Origin of the sequence: Dawidia cretensis, from assembly GCF_018598175.1 — a bacterium.
GTDB lineage: Bacteria > Bacteroidota > Bacteroidia > Cytophagales > Cyclobacteriaceae > Ohtaekwangia > Ohtaekwangia cretensis.
Map to the genome: position 1 here is coordinate 1 of NZ_JAHESE010000060.1, position 18,588 is coordinate 18,588.

Annotated in this window: 16 protein-coding genes; 8 read left to right on the forward strand and 8 right to left on the reverse strand. The window is 53.0% G+C overall.

Annotation, left to right across the window (positions count from 1 at the left end; all coding sequences use genetic code 11):
- Window positions 1–196: hypothetical protein (locus KK062_RS28960; protein WP_254087886.1), on the reverse strand; the 196-nt coding region annotated here is incomplete at its 3' end.
- Window positions 197–287: 91 nt separating this feature from the next.
- Entirely contained in the window at window positions 288–1,655 is a 1,368-nt protein-coding gene (locus tag KK062_RS28965; RefSeq protein ID WP_254087887.1) for an LPP20 family lipoprotein, read from the reverse strand.
- A gap of 179 nt (window positions 1,656–1,834) precedes the next feature.
- Between KK062_RS28965 and KK062_RS28970 the strand changes: the two genes are divergently transcribed.
- On the forward strand, window positions 1,835–2,353 hold the full coding sequence (locus tag KK062_RS28970) for a hypothetical protein (RefSeq protein WP_254087888.1): 519 nt from the start codon (window positions 1,835–1,837) through the stop codon (window positions 2,351–2,353).
- Window positions 2,354–2,428: 75 nt separating this feature from the next.
- Here the strand turns inward: KK062_RS28970 and KK062_RS28975 are convergent, their stop codons facing one another.
- Genes KK062_RS28975 through KK062_RS28985 form a run of 3 tightly spaced genes read right to left on the reverse strand, consistent with a single transcriptional unit; the run spans window position 2,429 to window position 5,851 of the window.
- The gene (locus KK062_RS28975) at window positions 2,429–3,199 is read right to left on the reverse strand and encodes a succinate dehydrogenase/fumarate reductase iron-sulfur subunit (protein ID WP_254087889.1); all 771 of its coding nucleotides are present in this window, start codon (window positions 3,197–3,199) and stop codon (window positions 2,429–2,431) included.
- A gap of 9 nt (window positions 3,200–3,208) precedes the next feature.
- Window positions 3,209–5,134, reverse strand: a complete 1,926-nt coding sequence (locus KK062_RS28980; protein WP_254087890.1) for a fumarate reductase/succinate dehydrogenase flavoprotein subunit — start codon at window positions 5,132–5,134, stop codon at window positions 3,209–3,211.
- Between the two features lie 33 nt (window positions 5,135–5,167).
- Window positions 5,168–5,851 (reverse strand): succinate dehydrogenase cytochrome b subunit, encoded by a 684-nt coding sequence (locus tag KK062_RS28985; RefSeq protein WP_254087891.1) that lies wholly within the window; start codon window positions 5,849–5,851, stop codon window positions 5,168–5,170.
- Window positions 5,852–6,500: 649 nt separating this feature from the next.
- Between KK062_RS28985 and dnaE the strand changes: the two genes are divergently transcribed.
- The 6 genes from dnaE (at window position 6,501) to KK062_RS29015 (ending at window position 15,388) form a co-directional block, all read left to right on the forward strand.
- Complete coding sequence (gene dnaE, locus KK062_RS28990; RefSeq protein WP_254087892.1) at window positions 6,501–10,694, forward strand: DNA polymerase III subunit alpha; 4,194 nt, start codon at window positions 6,501–6,503, stop codon at window positions 10,692–10,694.
- 122 nt (window positions 10,695–10,816) lie between these two features.
- Window positions 10,817–11,140, forward strand: coding sequence for a thioredoxin (gene trxA / locus KK062_RS28995; RefSeq protein ID WP_254087893.1), 324 nt, complete (start codon window positions 10,817–10,819; stop codon window positions 11,138–11,140).
- 251 nt (window positions 11,141–11,391) lie between these two features.
- Window positions 11,392–11,967, forward strand: a complete 576-nt coding sequence (locus KK062_RS29000) for a helix-turn-helix domain-containing protein (protein WP_254087894.1) — start codon at window positions 11,392–11,394, stop codon at window positions 11,965–11,967.
- Window positions 11,968–12,014: 47 nt separating this feature from the next.
- The gene (locus tag KK062_RS29005) at window positions 12,015–13,316 is read left to right on the forward strand and encodes a DUF5690 family protein (protein WP_254087895.1); all 1,302 of its coding nucleotides are present in this window, start codon (window positions 12,015–12,017) and stop codon (window positions 13,314–13,316) included.
- 36 nt (window positions 13,317–13,352) lie between these two features.
- The gene (locus KK062_RS29010; RefSeq protein ID WP_254087896.1) at window positions 13,353–15,125 is read left to right on the forward strand and encodes a chloride channel protein; all 1,773 of its coding nucleotides are present in this window, start codon (window positions 13,353–13,355) and stop codon (window positions 15,123–15,125) included.
- A gap of 11 nt (window positions 15,126–15,136) precedes the next feature.
- Window positions 15,137–15,388 (forward strand): DUF3820 family protein, encoded by a 252-nt coding sequence (locus KK062_RS29015; RefSeq protein ID WP_254087897.1) that lies wholly within the window; start codon window positions 15,137–15,139, stop codon window positions 15,386–15,388.
- Here the strand turns inward: KK062_RS29015 and KK062_RS29020 are convergent.
- Genes KK062_RS29020 through KK062_RS29030 form a run of 3 tightly spaced genes read right to left on the reverse strand, consistent with a single transcriptional unit; the run spans window position 15,330 to window position 17,499 of the window.
- A complete protein-coding gene (locus KK062_RS29020) occupies window positions 15,330–16,619 on the reverse strand; it encodes an MFS transporter (RefSeq protein ID WP_254087898.1) in 1,290 nt (429 codons plus the stop codon). The genes KK062_RS29015 and KK062_RS29020 overlap by 59 nt on opposite strands.
- A 23-nt stretch (window positions 16,620–16,642) precedes the next feature.
- Window positions 16,643–16,882 carry a hypothetical protein gene (locus KK062_RS29025; RefSeq protein WP_254087899.1) on the reverse strand — a complete coding sequence of 80 codons (240 nt, stop codon included), beginning with the start codon at window positions 16,880–16,882 and terminating at the stop codon, window positions 16,643–16,645.
- Between the two features lie 23 nt (window positions 16,883–16,905).
- Entirely contained in the window at window positions 16,906–17,499 is a 594-nt protein-coding gene (locus tag KK062_RS29030; RefSeq protein WP_254087900.1) for a TetR/AcrR family transcriptional regulator, read from the reverse strand.
- Window positions 17,500–17,655: 156 nt separating this feature from the next.
- Here KK062_RS29030 and KK062_RS29035 point away from each other — a divergent pair, with 156 nt between their 5' ends.
- Entirely contained in the window at window positions 17,656–18,435 is a 780-nt protein-coding gene (locus tag KK062_RS29035) for an NIPSNAP family protein (RefSeq protein ID WP_254087901.1), read from the forward strand.
- Window positions 18,436–18,588: the final 153 nt, after the last annotated feature.

Sequence of the window (18,588 nt, forward strand, 5' to 3'; positions counted from 1 at the left end):
ACGTTACCTGGTCCTGGCTTTGGCCGATGGAGTTCGCACGGAAGAATTTATTGGACGTGAAGAAATCGGGGCCTGAGCAGGGAACGACTACTTCGGTCTCGCCTTTGGGAGCCTTGTCCTTGCTGCTTTTACAGCCCGCCAGGAACGCGCCGCCCAGGGCAACCAACATGAGGGTAGAGTAGGTGAACTTTTTCATATTAAAATGGAAATTTTAGTTACAAATTATAAGATGCAAATCAGATACCAAACTGATCGATGTGCGAGAAATCACGCATGTATGTTTACACTTATTGAAGCACCGTATTAAGAAGCTCGTTCATACGGTCTTTTTCCAGCGTATCCATCGCTTTGGCGTAGGCATCGATGCTGGATTTGTCGTAATCCAGCCCGTAGCCCTTGATCCGGTCCAGCGTGGTGGCATATATTTCTTTATTCTCTTTCACCGTCACGACCTTAATGACTCCCGTCAGGTATGTCACATAGATGCTGCCGGTGACAGAGCCCTTTTCGGAATCCGACTGGATATCAAACCACAGGTCAGCCTTGCGTTTGTCGTCTGTAAACTCAAATCCGTTGTTGGCCAGCAGGTTCCGGAGTTTGTTGCTGATCTGTACCGTGGCTTTGCTCACACCCAGGCTCCGCTCCTCCGCCGTGAGGTATACCAGAGGCCGTTGCACCTTTAACGCCACTTGCGCCGTGGGCACATTCAGCGTACGCGCCACCAGCGTATAAATGGGCGAGCTACCGCTGCCACTCAGGGCATCGATATCAACCTGCACGCCTACCGTTTGCTCGAGGTCCTTCGAACCGATCTTATTCAACAGGATCTTGGATTGCCCAAGCTGATCCGTGCGATAGTTTGGGAAAACATCGCCGGCCCCTTTCTCAAACGCCGCTACCAGGGGCAGCGCGACAGCCGGCTTGTTGATATCTTTATAGAACGCCTTCGCCATTACCGTCTGTGCGCTTTGCTGCACGCGACGGTTGAGCTCGATCACCGACGGGTCTACCCGCAGGGAAATCTTGTCGAGCGTCGATTGAATCGACGCATAGATCTCGTTGGCTAACAATACATCTTTACCATCGATCGTAACCCGTATCGCTTCGCCCAGGTATTTTTCAATGCTGCGGAAAGCCTGGAAATAATAGCTTACCGACTGCAGCCGCTCGCCTGCCCGCTCGGCATCGCGCGCCTTCTGTAAATAATCGGTTGCCAGCACCGTGGCGTTGCGTTTTTGCTCTTCTTTAATCTGACGGTAGCGTGCGATGGAGAGACGATAGTATACCCAGTAATTGCTGGCATCCTCCCAGGCTTCGACCAGCTCGAACTCTTCGATCTCGTCTGCCGTGGTCGTTTTAATGATCTGCTCGTATTGCTCGGTAAACTTTTTATCGGCTTCGAACTGGCTCAGCACCGAGGTGCTGGACACGTTCACTTTGATATCGGAGATGAGGTCTTCCAGGGCACTCTTTTTGGCCGCCTGGATATAGTTGGTATCATTACCTTTCAGACTGTGACCGATGCCGGTATAATAACCGTCCTGGTAGGGAACGGTCTTGAGCCATGCAGGCTTTAAAGACTCAGGGTCCGGCGGCTGCACCTTGGGGCTGCAACCTGCCAACACAATCAGGAAGAGAGTAAAAAGTCGTTTCACAAAATAACTCAAAGGAATTCTCGTTAGACAGTAGCCACATCCGTGCCAAAAGTACCTGGCGCACGCCCACACCCATCACACACGTCGCGGACCACTCAAAACAAATCTACGGGTGATAGGCGGTTAAACGACCACGGAAACCCATTTTATTTTAACTTTATCAGCAAATCCGGCCTTTTATGAAAAGAATATTTACGTGCGTGGCAGTGGTGGCTACCCTTTTCGGGTGCCAGGACCAGGAGAACAGCGCCCCCAACGATTTTACCGGCAACGAAAGTGTCTACACCCTGGCGGCACCACCGGACGCCGCGTACGACATCAGCGGCACGGTAACATTTAAAGAGAAGAAAGACGGCCAGACCGTGATCACGGTGGCCCTTTCGGGCACCGACGGCGACGTACAGCTGCCCGTGCACCTGCACCTGGGCACCATTGGCGCGCCCGATGCCGACGTCTACGCCTTGCTGAACCCAGTGCTGGGTAAAACCGGCCAAAGTGAAACCCTCTTCGCCCACGCCGGCGATGAAACACCCCTGAACTACCAGCAGCTGATCGCCCTGAACGCCTGCGTGAAAGTGCACCTGGCAGCCAGTGGCCCCGACCGCGATGTCGTCCTGGCCGGCGGCAACATCGGCAGCGCCTTTACGAACGATACCTCCGCCCGCGGCAGCTTTTTTGCCAGCTGCAAAAGCGAATAACATAACACAAACCCACAAAAAAGCCCCACCCGGAATACCGCGTGGGGCTTTTTTTATACTCAAACGGCTGGACGACTATGCGCCGTCGCCTTTCGCCTGTATTTCATACGAAGTCAGGGAAGCCACAAAATACTCGCGGTTCATGCGGGCGATGTTCGTCAGGCTGATGCCTTTCGGACATTCTGCTTCGCAGGCACCCGTGTTGGTACACGCGCCGAAATCTTCGGCATCCATCTGGGCCACCATCTTCTCGACACGCTCCTTGCGCTCGGCCTGGCCTTGCGGCAGCAGTGCGAGTTGCGATACTTTGGCGCTGACAAACAGCATCGCCGATGCATTCTTACAGGCGGCCACACAGGCGCCGCAGCCGATACACTGGGCCGCGTCCATCGCCTCGTCGGCAATCTTTTTGGGAATCGGTATCGCGTTCCCGTCGGGTACGCCACCCGTATTGATCGACACATAACCACCAGCCTGTTGGATGCGGTCAAACGCCGTACGGTCTACCACCAGGTCTTTCAGCACGGGGAACGCCTTGGCGCGCCACGGCTCGACCGTGATTGTCTCACCGTCTTTGAACGTGCGCATATGTAGCTGACACGTGGTGGTCTGCTGTGGGCCGTGCGGACGGCCGTTGATATACAGACTGCACGCACCACAGATGCCTTCCCGGCAATCATGATCAAATGCTACCGGGTCCTCTCCTTTTACCACCAGCTCATTATTCAGCACGTCCAGCATCTCCAGGAACGACATGTCTTCCGAAACGTGTTCAGCCTGGTACACTTTGAAGGCACCTTTGGAGGTGTTGTTTTTTTGTCTCCAGACTTTCAGTGTAATCTTCATGGTAGCCTCTTATTTATAACTCCGCTGAGTCGGTTTAACAGTTTCATAGATCAGTTCTTCCTTGTGCAGGACTTCGGGTTGATCTTCCCCCGTATATTGCCAGGCGGCAACGTACATAAACTCGTCGTCTTTGCGCTGTGCTTCGCCATCCGGCGTAGAAGACTCCTCGCGGAAGTGACCGCCGCAAGATTCGCTGCGGTTCAACGCATCGTCTACCATCAGCTCGCCCAGCTCAATGAAGTCGGCTACACGCATCGCTTTTTCCAATTCCTGGTTCAGCTCGCCCGAGCCACCCAGTACGTTGACGTCGTTCCAGAACTCTTTCTTCAATTCCTGGATCTTGCCTTTTGCTTTGCGCAGGCCTGCGTCGGTACGCGACATGCCGCAGTACTCCCACATGATGTGGCCAAGGTCGCGGTGCAGGTGATCGACCGTCTTTTTGCCTTTAATGCTCAGCAGCTTGCTGATGCGTTCGTTTACTTGCTTTTCAGCTTCTTTAAACTCCGGCAGGTCGGTGCTGATTTTCTCGCCGGCTTTCATGTCCGCCAGGTAATTACCGATGGTATATGGAATCACGAAGTAGCCATCGGCCAGACCTTGCATGAGCGCCGAAGCACCCAGGCGGTTTGCACCGTGGTCGGAGAAGTTAGCTTCGCCAAGAGCGTACAGACCCGGGACAGTGGTCATCAGGTTATAGTCTACCCAGAGGCCACCCATGGTGTAATGCACTGCGGGGTAGATCATCATCGGCATCTCATACGGGTTGTCGCCAGTGATCTGCTTATACATATCGAACAGGTTACCGTACTTCGCTTCGATCACGTTGCGGCCGTCGCGCTTGATGGCGTCTGCGAAGTCGAGGAATACGGCACGGCCGGTCTGGCCTACGCCACGGCCTTCGTCGCACATATACTTGGCGTTACGCGACGCCACGTCGCGGGGCACCAGGTTACCGAACGAAGGATATTTGCGTTCCAGGAAGTAGTCGCGGTCGTCTTCGGCAATGCCGGCAGCGTCTTTTGCACGCAGGCCCGGCTTGGCCACTTTCGGTACCCATACGCGGCCGTCGTTCCGCAGCGACTCTGACATCAGCGTCAGCTTCGACTGGTGGTCGCCCGTTACCGGAATACAGGTCGGGTGAATTTGTGTATAGCAAGGGTTGCCGAAAAATGCACCTTTCTTGTGCGCACGCCAGGCGGCAGTCACGTTCGAGCCTTTCGCATTCGTCGACAGGAAGAAGACGTTGCCGTAGCCACCGGTCGCCAGCAACACGGCATGCGCGCTGTGCGACTCGATCTTACCCGTTACCAGGTTACGCGTAACGACGCCACGCGCTTTACCGTCCACCAATACTACGTCGAGCATTTCAGTGCGGGTATACATCTTTACTTTGCCGTTGGCGATTTGGCGGTTCAGCGCCGAGTATGCGCCGAGCAGCAATTGTTGTCCGGTTTGACCGCGGGCGTAAAACGTACGCGATACCTGGGCGCCACCGAAAGAGCGGTTGGCCAGGGTTCCACCATATTCGCGGGCGAAGGGCACACCTTGTGCCACGCACTGGTCGATGATGTTTACACTTACTTCGGCCAGGCGGTGTACGTTGGCCTCACGCGCGCGGTAGTCACCACCTTTGATCGTATCATAAAAAAGACGGTACACACTGTCACCGTCGTTTTGGTAATTCTTGGCTGCGTTGATACCACCTTGCGCGGCAATACTGTGCGCGCGGCGGGGGCTGTCCTGGAAACAGAACGCCTTTACATTGTAGCCCAGCTCACCAAGCGATGCCGCGGCAGAAGCACCGGCCAGACCGGTACCGATTACGATCACTTCATACTTCCGCTTGTTGGCCGGGTTTACCAGCTTCACGTTGAACTTATGCTTGGTCCACTTTTCAGCCAGGGGGCCTTGCGGAGCTTTTGATTCTAGTTTCATATTAATGACTCGCGAATTGCGCTGATTAATTAATTAGTGAGGAGTCGTCAGGTACATGATGATCGGAATGATCGCGAACAATACCGGGACGATGATCGAGAAGGCTCTGCCAACAAACCGGATCGGTTGGTTGTACTTCAGGTGATTAAGACCCAGCGTCTGGAACGTACTGGCGAAACCGTGCCACAGGTGGAAAGCCAGGACCGCCATACTGATCACATAGATCAATACCATCAAGGGATTGCTATACGCAAACACCACTACCGAGTACAGGTCTTTTACCTCCTCGCCGTCGTAAACTTTTACCGGGATACCGCCCCAGTGCATTTCATACCAGAATCCTTTCAGGTGAATAACCAGAAAGATCAGGATAAACGTTCCCAGGATTCCCATGTTGCGCGATGTCCACGCAGAGGCGTTCTTGCTGACAGCGTATCCTTCCGGACCGCGGGCCTTACGATTGTGCATCGTTAACAGCAGCGCCCAGATAATATGGATGATAATGCACGCGTAGTTTACGTACGACACGACCTTGATCACTGTGTTCGTCGTCATGAACTTAGAGTAAACATTGAATGCCTCTCCCCCATCGTCTTTGAGGAGCTGAAGATTACCGGCTAAGTGTACAGCGAGAAAAAGGATCAGGAAAAGACCTGTCAAGGCCATCATTACTTTTCTGCCGAGGGTGCTCGTCAGAAGCTTGGTAAACCAATTCATATTTAGGCTTTCAGAATTTTTGCGAAAATTAGTTCGCAAAGCCTACTTCACCAAGACGAACATTACTTTATAAATGTTCTAAATAGGGAAATCAATGCTATCCTTCCATTCGACAGGCAGTAAGGTAGTAGATGGTTTACAGGCATATACGTACGTGTATGGCGCACGGGTTGCGAAGATCGGATGAGTGTCTACATGTACTAAAACTAAACGAATTCAAACAATAAAATAATGAGTGCGATGACGACGATCGCCACCAAAAGGAACCATTCTTTGCGGAGGAAAGAGATGACTGCTTTGAGCCAGTTCTTCATAGTTTTTCGTTATACATGTCAGGAATACCAACAATCAAGCCCAACCGACAAGTATTTGACTGTCAATAAAATGACAAAGTTTCCGCAAATCAATGTCTCAAATAGCAGATCCAAATTTGAACAATATTCCCAATTTGAAACATGTAGTATTTCTTTACTCAGGTGCAGACGTGTCCGCAAACACAGTTTTTCGGGATCGGTCCCGGTGCCAATTTCTACCCGTGCAGGATCGTGGCCGTTTACATGTCAGATTTGGATTTGATTCGAAATAAAACTTTTCCCGCCGCCGGGGTGTATTAACTTTACACCCTCAACCACTGAACGATTTTTTGTAGATGTATCTGATCTTCGATACGGAGACCACGGGTCTCCCGCGTAATAAAACGGCCCCGTTATCTGACCTCGACAACTGGCCCCGGCTGGTGCAGCTCGCCTGGGAGCTGCATGACAACCACGGCAAGCTCATCGCGCAGCAAAACTACATTGTCAAGCCCGACGGCTTCGACATCCCGTTCAACGCCGAGCAGATCCACGGCATCTCGACCCAACGCGCCCTCGAAGAAGGCCACGCCCTGTTAACCGTACTCAGTACCTTTATTCAGGACCTCACCAGAACGCAGTTGCTGGTAGGTCACAACATCGAATTCGATATTAATATCATCGGCGCCGAATTCCTGCGCCTGCAGCTCGCGCCCGAGCAGTTTACCTCGCTGGCCCGCCTCGATACCGGCATTTCGTCTGTCGACTTCTGCCAGCTGCAAGGTGGTATTGGCGGCAGGCTGAAGATGCCCAAGCTCATCGAGCTCCACCAAAAGCTCTTTGGTGTAGGCTTTGACGCCGCCCACGACGCAGCGTATGACGTCGCCGCGACCGCACGATGCTTCTTCGGCCTCATCACCCACAAAGTGGTCAAGCCCCTCGACGGCACACCCGTCGAAGCCATCGTATACGAAGCCCCCAACCTGGAGGCCGCCAACTTCGCCAAACGCGAAAAGAAACAAGACGCCGGCTACAGCCTGAAAGCGACGGAGCTCGCGCCCATGACGGACAAGCCGTTTGTACACCTGCGTGTGCACTCGCAATACTCCGTTCTGCAAGCAACCCCGGACATCAAGTCCATCATCAGCAAAGCAAAGGCGCTCGGTATGCCGGCCATTGCGCTGACCGACCTCGGCAACATGTACGGCGCCTTTAAATTTGTGCGCGAAGCCACCAATCACGAGATCAAAGCCATCGTAGGCTGCGAGTTCTATGTGTCGGAAGAGCGTCGGAAAAACAAGTTTACCAAAGACGCACCCGACAAGCGGTATAACCAGGTGCTGCTGGCCAAAAACAAAGACGGCTATCAAAACATCGCCAAGCTCAGCTCGCTGGCGTTCCTCGAAGGCCTGTACGGTATCCATCCCCGCATCGACAAAGCGCTGATCGAAGAATATAAACAAAATTTGATCGCTACAACGGGTGGGCTATCCAGCGAAGTGCCCTACCTCATCCTGAACGTGGGCGAGAAGCAAGCAGAAGAAGCCTTCAAATGGTGGCACAACCTGTTTGGCGAAGACTTTTACATCGAGTTGAACCGCCACGGCATCCCGCAGGAAGATCACGTCAACAAAGTGCTGCTGCGCTTTGCGGAGAAATACGGCGTAAAATACTTCGCCGCGAACGAGTCGTTCTACCTCGACAAAGAGGAGGCCAACGCCCACGATGTACTGCTGTGTATCAAAGAAGGCGAATTCAAATCCACCCCTATCGGCCACGGCCGGGGCACGCGGTACGGACTGCCCAATAACGAATATTACCTGAAGTCGCAGGACGAGATGAAGTCGCTCTTCCGCGACCTGCCACAAGCGGTCGAAACGATCAACGAGATCCTCGACAAGATCGAGCCCTATACACTCGAACGCAGCGTGCTGCTACCCAAGTTCGATATTCCCGCAGAGTTCGAAAGCCAGGATGCCTACCTGCGGCACCTGACCTACCTGGGCGCGGAAAAGCGTTATCCGGAGATTACCCAGGAGATCCGCGACCGCCTCGACTTCGAGCTGGATACTATTCAGAAGACAGGATACCCGGGCTACTTCCTCATCGTACAGGACTTCACTTCGAAGGCCCGTGAAATGGGTGTATCCGTCGGACCGGGCCGGGGCTCGGCTGCGGGTTCTGCGGTGGCGTATGCTATCGGCATCACCAACGTAGACCCGATCAAGTACGATTTGCTGTTCGAACGTTTTCTGAACCCTGACCGCGTATCACTCCCCGATATTGATATTGACTTTGACGACGAAGGTCGTGACCGCGTATTAAAATACGTGATCGATAAATACGGCAAGACGCAGGTAGCCCAGATCATCACCTACGGTACCATGGCGGCCAAGTCGTCCATCCGCGACTGCGCGCGTGTGATGGAGCTGCCGCTGTCGGACGCCAATTTGCTGGCGAAAATGATCCCGGAGAAACCGGGCACCTCGCTCGACATGGCATTCGACGAAGTAAAAGAGCTGGCCGACATCAAAAAGGGCAGCGACTTGCGTGCCGATGTATTGCGCCAGGCGGTGATTCTCGAAGGCTCGGTGCGAAGCACCGGTACACACGCCTGCGGTGTGATCATCACGCCCGACGACCTGACCAAGTTCGTGCCGGTGTCGACCGCAAAAGATTCGGATATGCTCGTCACGCAGTTTGACAACAGCGTGGTAGAAAGCGCCGGCCTGCTGAAGATGGACTTCCTGGGGTTGACGACCCTCTCCATCATCAACACAGCGGTACGCAACGTGAAGAAGAGCCGCGGCATCGACATCGTCGTCGACGAGATACCGCTGGACGATACAGCAACCTATCAGCTCTTCCAACGCGGCGAAACCACCGGCACATTCCAGTTTGAAAGTGTGGGCATGCAGAAATACCTGCGCCAGCTCAAACCCGACAAATTCGAAGACCTTATCGCCATGAACGCCCTGTACCGTCCGGGGCCGATGGAATACATTCCGGCATTCGTTAACCGTAAGCACGGGCGCGAGCCGATTACCTACGACCTGGCCCCCATGGAAGAATACCTGGCGGAGACGTACGGCATTACCGTCTACCAGGAACAGGTAATGTTGCTGTCGCAGAGCCTGGCAGGCTTTAGCAAGGGCGATGCCGACGTACTGCGGAAGGCGATGGGTAAAAAGCAAAAGGCGGTACTGGACAAGATGAAGGACAAATTCATCAAAGGTGCCGGCGAGCGCGGCCATGCCAAGGAGATCTGCGAAAAGGTCTGGACCGACTGGGAGGCCTTTGCGCAATACGCCTTTAACAAATCGCACTCTACGTGCTATTCGCTCGTAGCGTATCATACTGCTTACTTCAAAGCCAACTACCCGGCCGAGTATATGGCCGCGGTGTTGACGCACTCGCAGAACAACCTCGAGAACGTCACCTTCTTTATTGAAGAGTGTCGCAGCCTGGGTATAAAAGTACTGGGCCCACACGTAAATGAGTCGGGGATTTTCTTTGAAGTAAACAAAGCCGGCGAGATCCGCTTCGGACTGGGCGCCATCAAAGGTGCCGGCGAAGCGGCCGTAGACGCGATCATCCAGGAGCGGGAAGCGCGCGGCCATTTTGAAGATATTTTCGATCTGACGAAGCGAATGGCGCAACGGTCGGTGAACAAAAAAACACTGGAATGCCTGGCGTTGTCAGGCGCGCTGGACTGCTTTGAAAATGTACACCGCCGCCAGTATGTCTTTGCCAAAGACGGTGACATCAGCCTGCTGGAAAAGGCCCTCAAGTTTGCCATCAAAACACAACAAGACGAACAAAGCGCACAAGCCAGCCTCTTTGGCGGGGGTACCGGTACAGCCATGCCCAAACCGCGCGTTGAGTACGTGGAGCCCTACAGCGAGATAGAAAAGCTCAACCTCGAAAAAGAGGTCGTGGGCATCTATATTTCCGGTCACCCGCTCGACAACTTCAAGTTCGAGATGGACCACTTCTGCACCATTACGTGTAACAAGCTGTCGGAGCTCGACCCGCTGCTGGGCCGCGAGCTGAAACTGGGCGGCATCGTGTCGGGGGTGGAACATCGCACCACCAAGACCGGCAAGCCGTTTGGCAAGTTTACGCTCGAAGACTATACCGGCAACTACTCGTTCGTGCTCTTCAGTGAAGATTACCTCAAGTTTAAAAACTTTATGAGCCTGGGCTGGTTTCTCTTCCTGGAAGGGGCCGTGGTAAAAAACAACTGGGGCCAGCAAAATGTGGAGTTCAAAATACGCAACATCGACCTGCTGAACGAGATCGGCGTCAAGCGCAGCAAAGGTGTGAAGATCCGCATGAATACGCGGGAACTGACCCGCGATATGATCGGTAAGATCGAGACGGTATGCCAGGAATTTGCGGGTAACACTCCGTTGTACCTGAAGCTGACCGACGACGGCGACCGGATCAACCTGGAGCTGATGAGCCGGAAGTTTAGGGTCAACCCGATAAACGATATGGTCAAAAAAATGAAAAAAGCCGGGGAACTGGACGTAGAAGTGGTTTTTTAAGGCAGGCACGGACTTTGAACTAAATAAATTACCTTTGCGTTGAAATAAGTGAATGTGAACCACCTTCTGATAAAAAGAAGACGACACTTATTAAAGAACATAATTTATAACACATAACTCTCATGGGAAAAGCAATTGAACTTACAGATGCTAACTTCGATCAGATCATAAATTCTGATAAGCCTGTATTGGTAGACTTCTGGGCCGAATGGTGTGGTCCCTGTAAGATGATCGGACCGGTAGTAGAAGAGCTCGCCGGCGATTACGAAGGCAAAGCGGTTATCGGCAAATTGAACGTCGACGAAAATCCGAATGTCACAGCCCGTTTCGGCGTGCGCAGCATCCCAACTCTGCTGGTGTTCAAAGGCGGCCAGGTTGTAGACAAACAAGTCGGTGCCGTACCCAAGTCCGTACTGAATCAAAAACTTTCCGCGCAGGTAGCGTAAGCTATCCCAGCTGTACCTATATAAAAAGCCATCCCAGTATCCCTGGGGTGGCTTTTATCTTTAAGGCTGGCACGGTCCACATTAAACTTCTATTAACGTTTCCATCCCACCCGGGCCCGACAAGCCTGTTTCCCCTCTGAAAACGGTTTACACCAGATAACATTAGTTTAACACGTCCCACGCCCTCGTTTTCGGGGGCCCCCAGCCTGTAAGTATTGTTTATGTTTACCGCCAGGAAACCTCAACCGGGTATGATCGACAATGAAGTAGTGTCACGGATCGCCAAAAAAATACGATCTGTACGGCTCGAAAAGAACTACACCATCCAGCAACTCGCCCACCGCTCGAACGTCAGCAAGGGGCTACTCTCCAAAGTAGAGAATTCGCGCACCGTCCCTTCCCTGCCGGTCTTCATCATGATATTACAGTCGCTGGATATCTCGTTAAAAGAATTCTTCGAAGAAATGGTGCTGCTCAACGGGCGCGAATACCTGCTTGTCAAGAAGGGCGAGTGCACCTCCATCGACCGCGAAGCCGGTACCGGTTTTCACTACCAATACATCCTCTCGCAGAACATTCCCAACTGCGCCATGGAGGCCATGCTGCTCACGCTCGACCCCGGCGCCCAGGGCAAGCCTACCACCACCGATGGCTATGCGTTTTACTACATCCTGTCGGGCAGCTGTGAGTACCAGATCAACCAGGAAGTGATCCGCATGGACGAAGGCGACTCGCTCTACTTCAACACCTCTGCGCCCCACCTGCCCGTCAACAAATCGCGACGCAAGGTGGTGATGCTGGTCATGAGCTTCCTCGTGTCCAAATAGACTTTACTGAAAAATAGCCATATTGCGCCGGGCGCTGACGCGCCGGTATGAGAATGGCTTCCACCCTTGTTGAACATCCGCTCACACGCTGGCTCCGGAACGCAAATACATTCTGGTTCACGCTCTACGCCTCGGTAGCAGTCTTTTGCCTGTATACCTGCATCTTCGCTTTTCGCAAAGCCTTTACCGCCGCCACGTTCGAAGGGCTTGTCTTTGCGGGCATCAGCTACAAAGTATGGCTCGTCATTGCCCAGGTCTTGGGCTATGCGCTCTCGAAATTTATCGGCATCAAGATTATTGCCGAGCTGAAAGCCCACTCCCGCACCTTCGGCATTCTGCTCATGACGGGACTGGCCAGCGGCTCGTGGCTGCTCTTTGCCCTGGTGCCGCCGCCGTACAACATCGTCTTTATCTTTACCAACGGCTTCCCGCTCGGCATGGTGTGGGGCATGGTGTTTGGCTACCTGGAAGGGCGGCGCACCACCGAGGTGCTCACCGCCGCGCTGTCGGTAAGCTTTATCTTCTCGGGAGGCCTCTCCCGCTCCACCGGAGCATTTATCATGCGCGACTGGCACGTATCGGAAATGTGGATGCCCCTGGTGGCCTGCCTGCTCTTTGCCGTGCCCATGCTCACCTTCCTGTGGCTTGTCGACAAGCTACCGCCGCCGTCGCCCCTGGACGAAGCGTTGCGCACACGCCGCCAGCCGATGGACGGCGCCGAACGCAAGCGCTTTGTGCGCACGTTCCTGCCGGGCATCATCCTTTTTACCCTGACCTATATCTTGCTAACAACCTTCCGCGACTTTCGCGACAACTTCTCGGCAGAGGTATGGAAGACCCTGGGCTATGGGCAGTCCGCCAGTATCTTCACGGCGACCGAAGTGCCCGTCTCGATTGCCGTGCTGATCATCATTGGCAGCATCATGCTGATCCGGAACAATGCATTGGCGTTGATGATCAATCACCTCATCATTGCTGCCGGCATGATACTGATCGCCATAAGTACATACTTGTTTGAGCAGAACACGATCAGCGCGCCCACGTGGATGATCCTGATCGGCCTGGGATTGTACCTTGGCTATGTGCCCTTCAACAGCATCTTTTTTGATCGCCTCATTGCCACGTTTCGTTATGCCGGCACGGTTGGCTTCATCATGTACATTGCCGACTCCTTTGGTTACCTGGGCAGCATCAGCGTCTTGTTCTTCAAAGAATTTGGCTATGCCGAGGTCAGCTGGCTCCACGTATTTATTCAGTCGGGGTACATCATCTCGTTGTCAGGTGCTGTTCTCATCCTGGCCTCGATGCTCTACTTCCGTTCGAAGTTTGCGGGTTGGGAGAACCGGTGATCTTTTCTATCTTGCCCACTTCCAAACGACATAGGAATGATTAAACGTATTCATGGTATCGTCAGTCGGTTCATGTTGTTTGTGCGCGAAAAGCTCTCGGCACGACAATTTTTTATACTCTCCAGCATCATTGTAGGTCTGTCGTCAGGGCTGGCGGCGATCGTGTTGAAATATTTTGTCCACAGCATCGAGCGGCTTGTTCACTACTACTCCCATAACTACGCTGAGTTTTTCCTTTTTACATTATTCCCGATTATCGGCATCGGCCTGGCAGTTTTTTATGTGCAGAAAGTACTGAAGGTTGAATTCAAAAAAGGCACTTCCGAGATTGTCTATGCCATTACAAAAAAATCGAGTGTACTGCCTACCAGCCAGATGTATACTCATCTCATTACAAGCGCCCTGACCGTAGGCTTTGGTGGCTCTACCGGGTTGGAGTCGCCGATGGTCACAACAGGCTCCGCCATTGGCTCAAATTATGGACGCACATACCGGCTCTCGTACAAAGAGCGTACGATCTTGCTGGCGTGTGGTGCCGCCGCGGGCATTGCGGCAGCGTTCAACTCGCCGATTGCCGGTGTACTCTTTGCCATCGAAGTGTTGCTGACCGATGTAAGCGCTTCAGCCTTTATACCGCTGATTATCTCCGCCGCCTGCGGCGCCTTGCTTTCGAAAATTATTCTCTCACAGGGCGTGATCCTGTCCTTTGCATTGACCGAGCCTTTTAACTATCACAACGTGCCGTGGTATATCGCGCTGGGAATTCTGGCCGGGCTCTTCTCGCTTTACTTCGCCCACAGTTTCGAGTGGGTAACGGACAAGATGAAGGGTGTAAAAAATATTGTGATCCGCGTCCTGTTGGGGGGCGTCCTACTCATGATCCTGATGATCGTGTTTCCGCCGCTCTTCGGTGAAGGCTACGAAACGATCAAGGTGCTGTCACAATTAAAACCTGCCGAGCTGGCGCAGAACAGTATTTTCCAGGACTCCATTTCCTCGGAATATATGCTGTTGCTCTTTTTAGGTGGCGCCGCACTGTTTAAATGTATTGCTGCGGCCCTTACTATCGGCAGTGGCGGCAACGGTGGTACCTTTGGCCCTTCATTGTTCATGGGTGCCTATTTGGGCTTTGTATTCGCCCGGCTTATTAACCTGTCGGGCCTGGCACACATTCCTGAAACGAACTTCACGTTGGTTGCCATGGCCGGCCTGCTCAGCGGTGTGTTTTATGCGCCGCTGACCGCGATATTCCTGATCGCCGAAATCACCGGCGGCTATGAGCTGATGATTCCGCTCATGATCGTTTCGGCCATTAGCGTAACCGTGGCGCACTACATCGAGCCCTTGTCGATGGAAGCCAAGAAGCTTTCGCAAAAGCTGCGCTCGCCGATTGAAGACCGCGACAAGACCTTGCTGAGCCGCCTGGAGATTGTAGACCTGATCGAGAAAAACTTCTCCGTCATTCAATCGCACGAGACGTTACAAGATCTCGTGAAAGCGATCTCGACGTCTAGCCGTAACATCTTTCCCGTGCTGACCGACAACGAGCTGGTAGGACTGGTCTACCTCGACAACGTACGAAACGTCATCTTTAAGCACGACCAGTACGAAAAGATTTGGGTGCGTGACCTCATGAGTCCCCTGCCGGCGACTATCTCGCCGCACGACAACTTTCATAGCATTCTTAAAAAGTTTGAAGAAACTAACCAGTGGAGCTTGCCCGTGGTGGACAACGTTACCTACCTGGGCTTTGTATCAAAGTCCAGCATCCTGACAAAATACCGCGAAGAGTTATTGCAATCAGTATAAGCCAACGACGTATGGAACCCGTAATGCCCCAGGCCACCGACCCTGATATCTTAAAGAAGATCGTGACCATGCGTATGCCGTTTGGCAAATACAAGGAAACGATCATCTGTGACTTGCCCGTACACTATTTGGAATGGTTTGCCCGCGAGGGTTTTCCCGCGGGCAAATTGGGCATGATCCTATCGACTATTTACGAGATCAAGATCAATGGCCTGGAGTATCTGCTGGTACCGCTGAAACAGGCATTCCGGGGACAGCAGTAGCGACTGCACGTGCGGCGGTCTGTTGCTGCACATAGCGATTGACGGTATACATCATCAGGATGGTCAGGATCATCGCGCCGGCCACGGTATAGCCCAGCATGTCGTAACGGTCCAAATAACCACTTGGCGTCTCCACTACGATCAATCCTGCGATGAATGTAGCAATGCCCCCCGCGATCTGTTGCACCGATGCGTTTATGCTCATGAATGCACCCCGATCATTGGCTGCCGGCACAGCTGACAGCAACGCCGAGGAAGAAATGATGCGCGACGATACACCGGTGAACATAACACATGAAATAACGATCACGATCCACAGCGGCGTAACACCAAGGTTACAGTAAATGATCGCCATGACCATGGCCACAATAGACCCCGCTATAAATACAGGGTACTTGCCTTTTGCATCCGAGAGGCGACCGATGAAGGGACCTGTCGCCATCGAGAAGATGCCGGTGATCATATACAAGATGGGAAGTTGCTTCAGGCTGATGTGCAGGTTGTTTACGCTAAAGGCACTGGCAAACGGCATGAGCATGAATCCGCCGGTAGCCAGTAACGTAGTAGCGGCAAAGGCACGCAGGTAGTGCGGCTTCTGCACCGTCGTCAGCAAGTGCTGGAAGGCATTGGCCTTCGACCGCTCCAGCAGGTGTGACGTAACGGGCTTCATATACACCACGATGATTACACCAACGATCGCGCTCACGGCGACGATCATGGTAAACGGTGCGTGCCAGCCCCAATGATTCGCAAGGATCAGGCCGATGGGTATACCTAATACCTGGCTGCCCGCAAAGGCCATTTGTACAAAGCCCATGACGCGGCCGCGTACTTCCATGCGGAACAGGTCGGTAATGATGGCGAAAGCGATTGAACCAATCACACCCGCAAACACCCCTGTGACAATACGGGCAATCAGGAGGTAATGATAGTTGGGTGCCCAGGCGCACAACGCCGTGCCCAATACAAAACCAGCATAAAAGAACAACAGCATTTTCTTGCGGTCGAACTTATCGGCAAAGCCTGCTGCCAACAGGCCCGCGCCGCCGGCACTGAACGCGTAAGCGGAGACGACCATGCCGAACTGCGGCGGTGTAATCTTCAGCGTGGGCATAAGAATGGCGCCCAACGGAGAGAGTACCATGAAGTCGAGAATGACGGTGAATTGTATGAACGTCAGAATGGCGATCATAAATACCTCATATCCTGTAAAGATTTTCTGTTTTGTCATAAGATAATTTTATAGCGGCCGGCTTAGTCGGGTAATTCTTCACACCACAGGCCGGCCTTCAGGACCATGTGGAAGATGTCTTCGTACGAGAGCTCCTCGCATTCGATGCGCAACACGTTGTCTACGTCCTGCTGGTCTACATTCCACCGCAGAATGCGTTTGTCACCGCTCAACACCGGCGCAATTTTGTGGAGGCATGCCTGGTCGGCGATGTTGGTTTTTAATACCAGAATAGTCGGCGTCTCTTGCGGATATCGTGTCATAGCAGAAGGGTTTAAGGATCGGATCATGGCGTCAGCGCTTTAATAACAAGTTTGAGTGTTTGTTCCAACATCTTATCATCCAGCACAAACGGCTGACGACCTCCCAACCCGCGACCCGCCATGTGCATCCGCACCAGGCTGTACAGCGGGGCAAAGGCAATAGACCAGTATACCTCCATCGGCAGCTTCACCACCTCCTTGCGACGAATGCCGTTGTGTACAAACCGCTGCATCGCTTCCAGGAACCGGGGATCCACCTTGTCGATGGAGACGTTATGGTAGGGAGAATGTTTTATCTGTTCTAAAAATTCTGAGCTGAGAGGGTTCTCGATGCTGTAGCGTGCCCGGTTCATCCATTGCACGCGCAACCCCTCGGCAAAGGGCGCATCGGGATCGAAATTTTTCAATGTAGCATCGATCATTTTATCCATCTCGTGCACCCACAGCTGCACGATCAGGTCGTCGCGGTCTTTGTAGTAGATGTAAATCGTGGCCGGAGAAACGCCGGCAGCCTTGGCCAGCTTCTGCATGCTCAATCCATCAAATCCCTCCTCTACGATCATCTTGAGCGCTTCCTCGCGGATGGCCTCTTCCTTCTGTTCGTCACGTGCTCGCATAACGACACAAATATAAATGAATGTTCGTTCACTTATATTTTCCCGTCCATTTTTTTCTTTCTGACCACTGCTCCTGCTTTTTCAGCGATTGATCACATCCCGTTAATTGCGTTATTAAAACGTTTGTTACCTTCGTTTCAAACGTAATAACCCTTTATGATGAAATTTCTTTCCTTTACCTGCTTGTTGCTGGCCAGTCTGGCCGTGCACGCCGCGACAGCCCCCAAACGCCAGTTCTACGAGATCCGCATTTATCATATTGGTCAACCCGACCAGGCCGATCGCCTGCACCGGTTTCTGAAAGATGCCTACCTGCCGGCGTTGCATCGTGCGGGCATCGCCCATGTGGGTGTGTTCACGCCCATCGCCGCCGACACCACCTACGCCGGCAAGCGTATCGTTATGCTGATCCCCTATCAGACAGTAGAACAGTTCACTACCCTTAACCAAACCCTCGAAAAAGACAAACAATATCAAACCGCCGGTCGCGACTACATCGACGCACCCTACACCTCGCCGCCCTATAGCCGCATCGAGACCATCCTGCTCCAGGCCCTTGCCGACGCCCCCCTGATGGAAATGCCCACGTTGAAAGGCGCACAGCCCGACCGCATTTATGAGCTTCGCAGCTATGAGGGACACACGGAGAAGATCTCCCGTAACAAAATACACATGTTTAATGAGGGCGGAGAAATTAAGCTCTTCCGTCGCCTTGGCTTTAATGCGGTATTCTATGCAGAAGTCCTGGCAGGCGCCAACAGACCCAACTTCATGTATATGACTTCATTTGATAACCGCGCTTCACGCGAAGAACACTGGAAGACGTTCGTAGAGGATGCCGAGTGGAAGAAGTTGTTGGCCGCGCCGGAGTATAAGAATAACATGTTGAAGAATACGCAGTATCTTTTGAATGCCGCACCGTATTCGGATATATAGGATGTGAGTTTGATGCTTCACGCTAACGCTTGGTGCTTAAACTTGCGCCGGCAAAACATTCTACCACTTATCAAGTAAATCGAGTAGGAAGTAAGGGATTATTTCCCTTACTGTCCTCTCACACCACCGTACGTGCCGTTCGGCATACGGCGG

Excerpts from the sequence above, each read along its gene's own strand:
- KK062_RS28970 (WP_254087888.1), top strand. The coding sequence starts at position 1,835 with ATGAAAAGAATATTTACGTGCGTGGCAGTGGTGGCTACCCTTTTCGGG.
- trxA (WP_254087893.1), top strand. The coding sequence starts at position 10,817 with ATGGGAAAAGCAATTGAACTTACAGATGCTAACTTCGATCAGATCATA.
- dnaE (WP_254087892.1), top strand. The coding sequence starts at position 6,501 with ATGTATCTGATCTTCGATACGGAGACCACGGGTCTCCCGCGTAATAAA.
- KK062_RS29020 (WP_254087898.1), bottom strand. The coding sequence starts at position 16,619 with ATGACAAAACAGAAAATCTTTACAGGATATGAGGTATTTATGATCGCC.
- KK062_RS29015 (WP_254087897.1), top strand. The coding sequence starts at position 15,137 with ATGGAACCCGTAATGCCCCAGGCCACCGACCCTGATATCTTAAAGAAG.
- KK062_RS28975 (WP_254087889.1), bottom strand. The coding sequence starts at position 3,199 with ATGAAGATTACACTGAAAGTCTGGAGACAAAAAAACAACACCTCCAAA.
- KK062_RS29035 (WP_254087901.1), top strand. The coding sequence starts at position 17,656 with ATGATGAAATTTCTTTCCTTTACCTGCTTGTTGCTGGCCAGTCTGGCC.
- KK062_RS29030 (WP_254087900.1), bottom strand. The coding sequence starts at position 17,499 with ATGCGAGCACGTGACGAACAGAAGGAAGAGGCCATCCGCGAGGAAGCG.
- KK062_RS29010 (WP_254087896.1), top strand. The coding sequence starts at position 13,353 with ATGATTAAACGTATTCATGGTATCGTCAGTCGGTTCATGTTGTTTGTG.
- KK062_RS28980 (WP_254087890.1), bottom strand. The coding sequence starts at position 5,134 with ATGAAACTAGAATCAAAAGCTCCGCAAGGCCCCCTGGCTGAAAAGTGG.
- KK062_RS29025 (WP_254087899.1), bottom strand. The coding sequence starts at position 16,882 with ATGACACGATATCCGCAAGAGACGCCGACTATTCTGGTATTAAAAACC.
- KK062_RS29000 (WP_254087894.1), top strand. The coding sequence starts at position 11,392 with ATGATCGACAATGAAGTAGTGTCACGGATCGCCAAAAAAATACGATCT.
- KK062_RS29005 (WP_254087895.1), top strand. The coding sequence starts at position 12,015 with ATGAGAATGGCTTCCACCCTTGTTGAACATCCGCTCACACGCTGGCTC.
- KK062_RS28985 (WP_254087891.1), bottom strand. The coding sequence starts at position 5,851 with ATGAATTGGTTTACCAAGCTTCTGACGAGCACCCTCGGCAGAAAAGTA.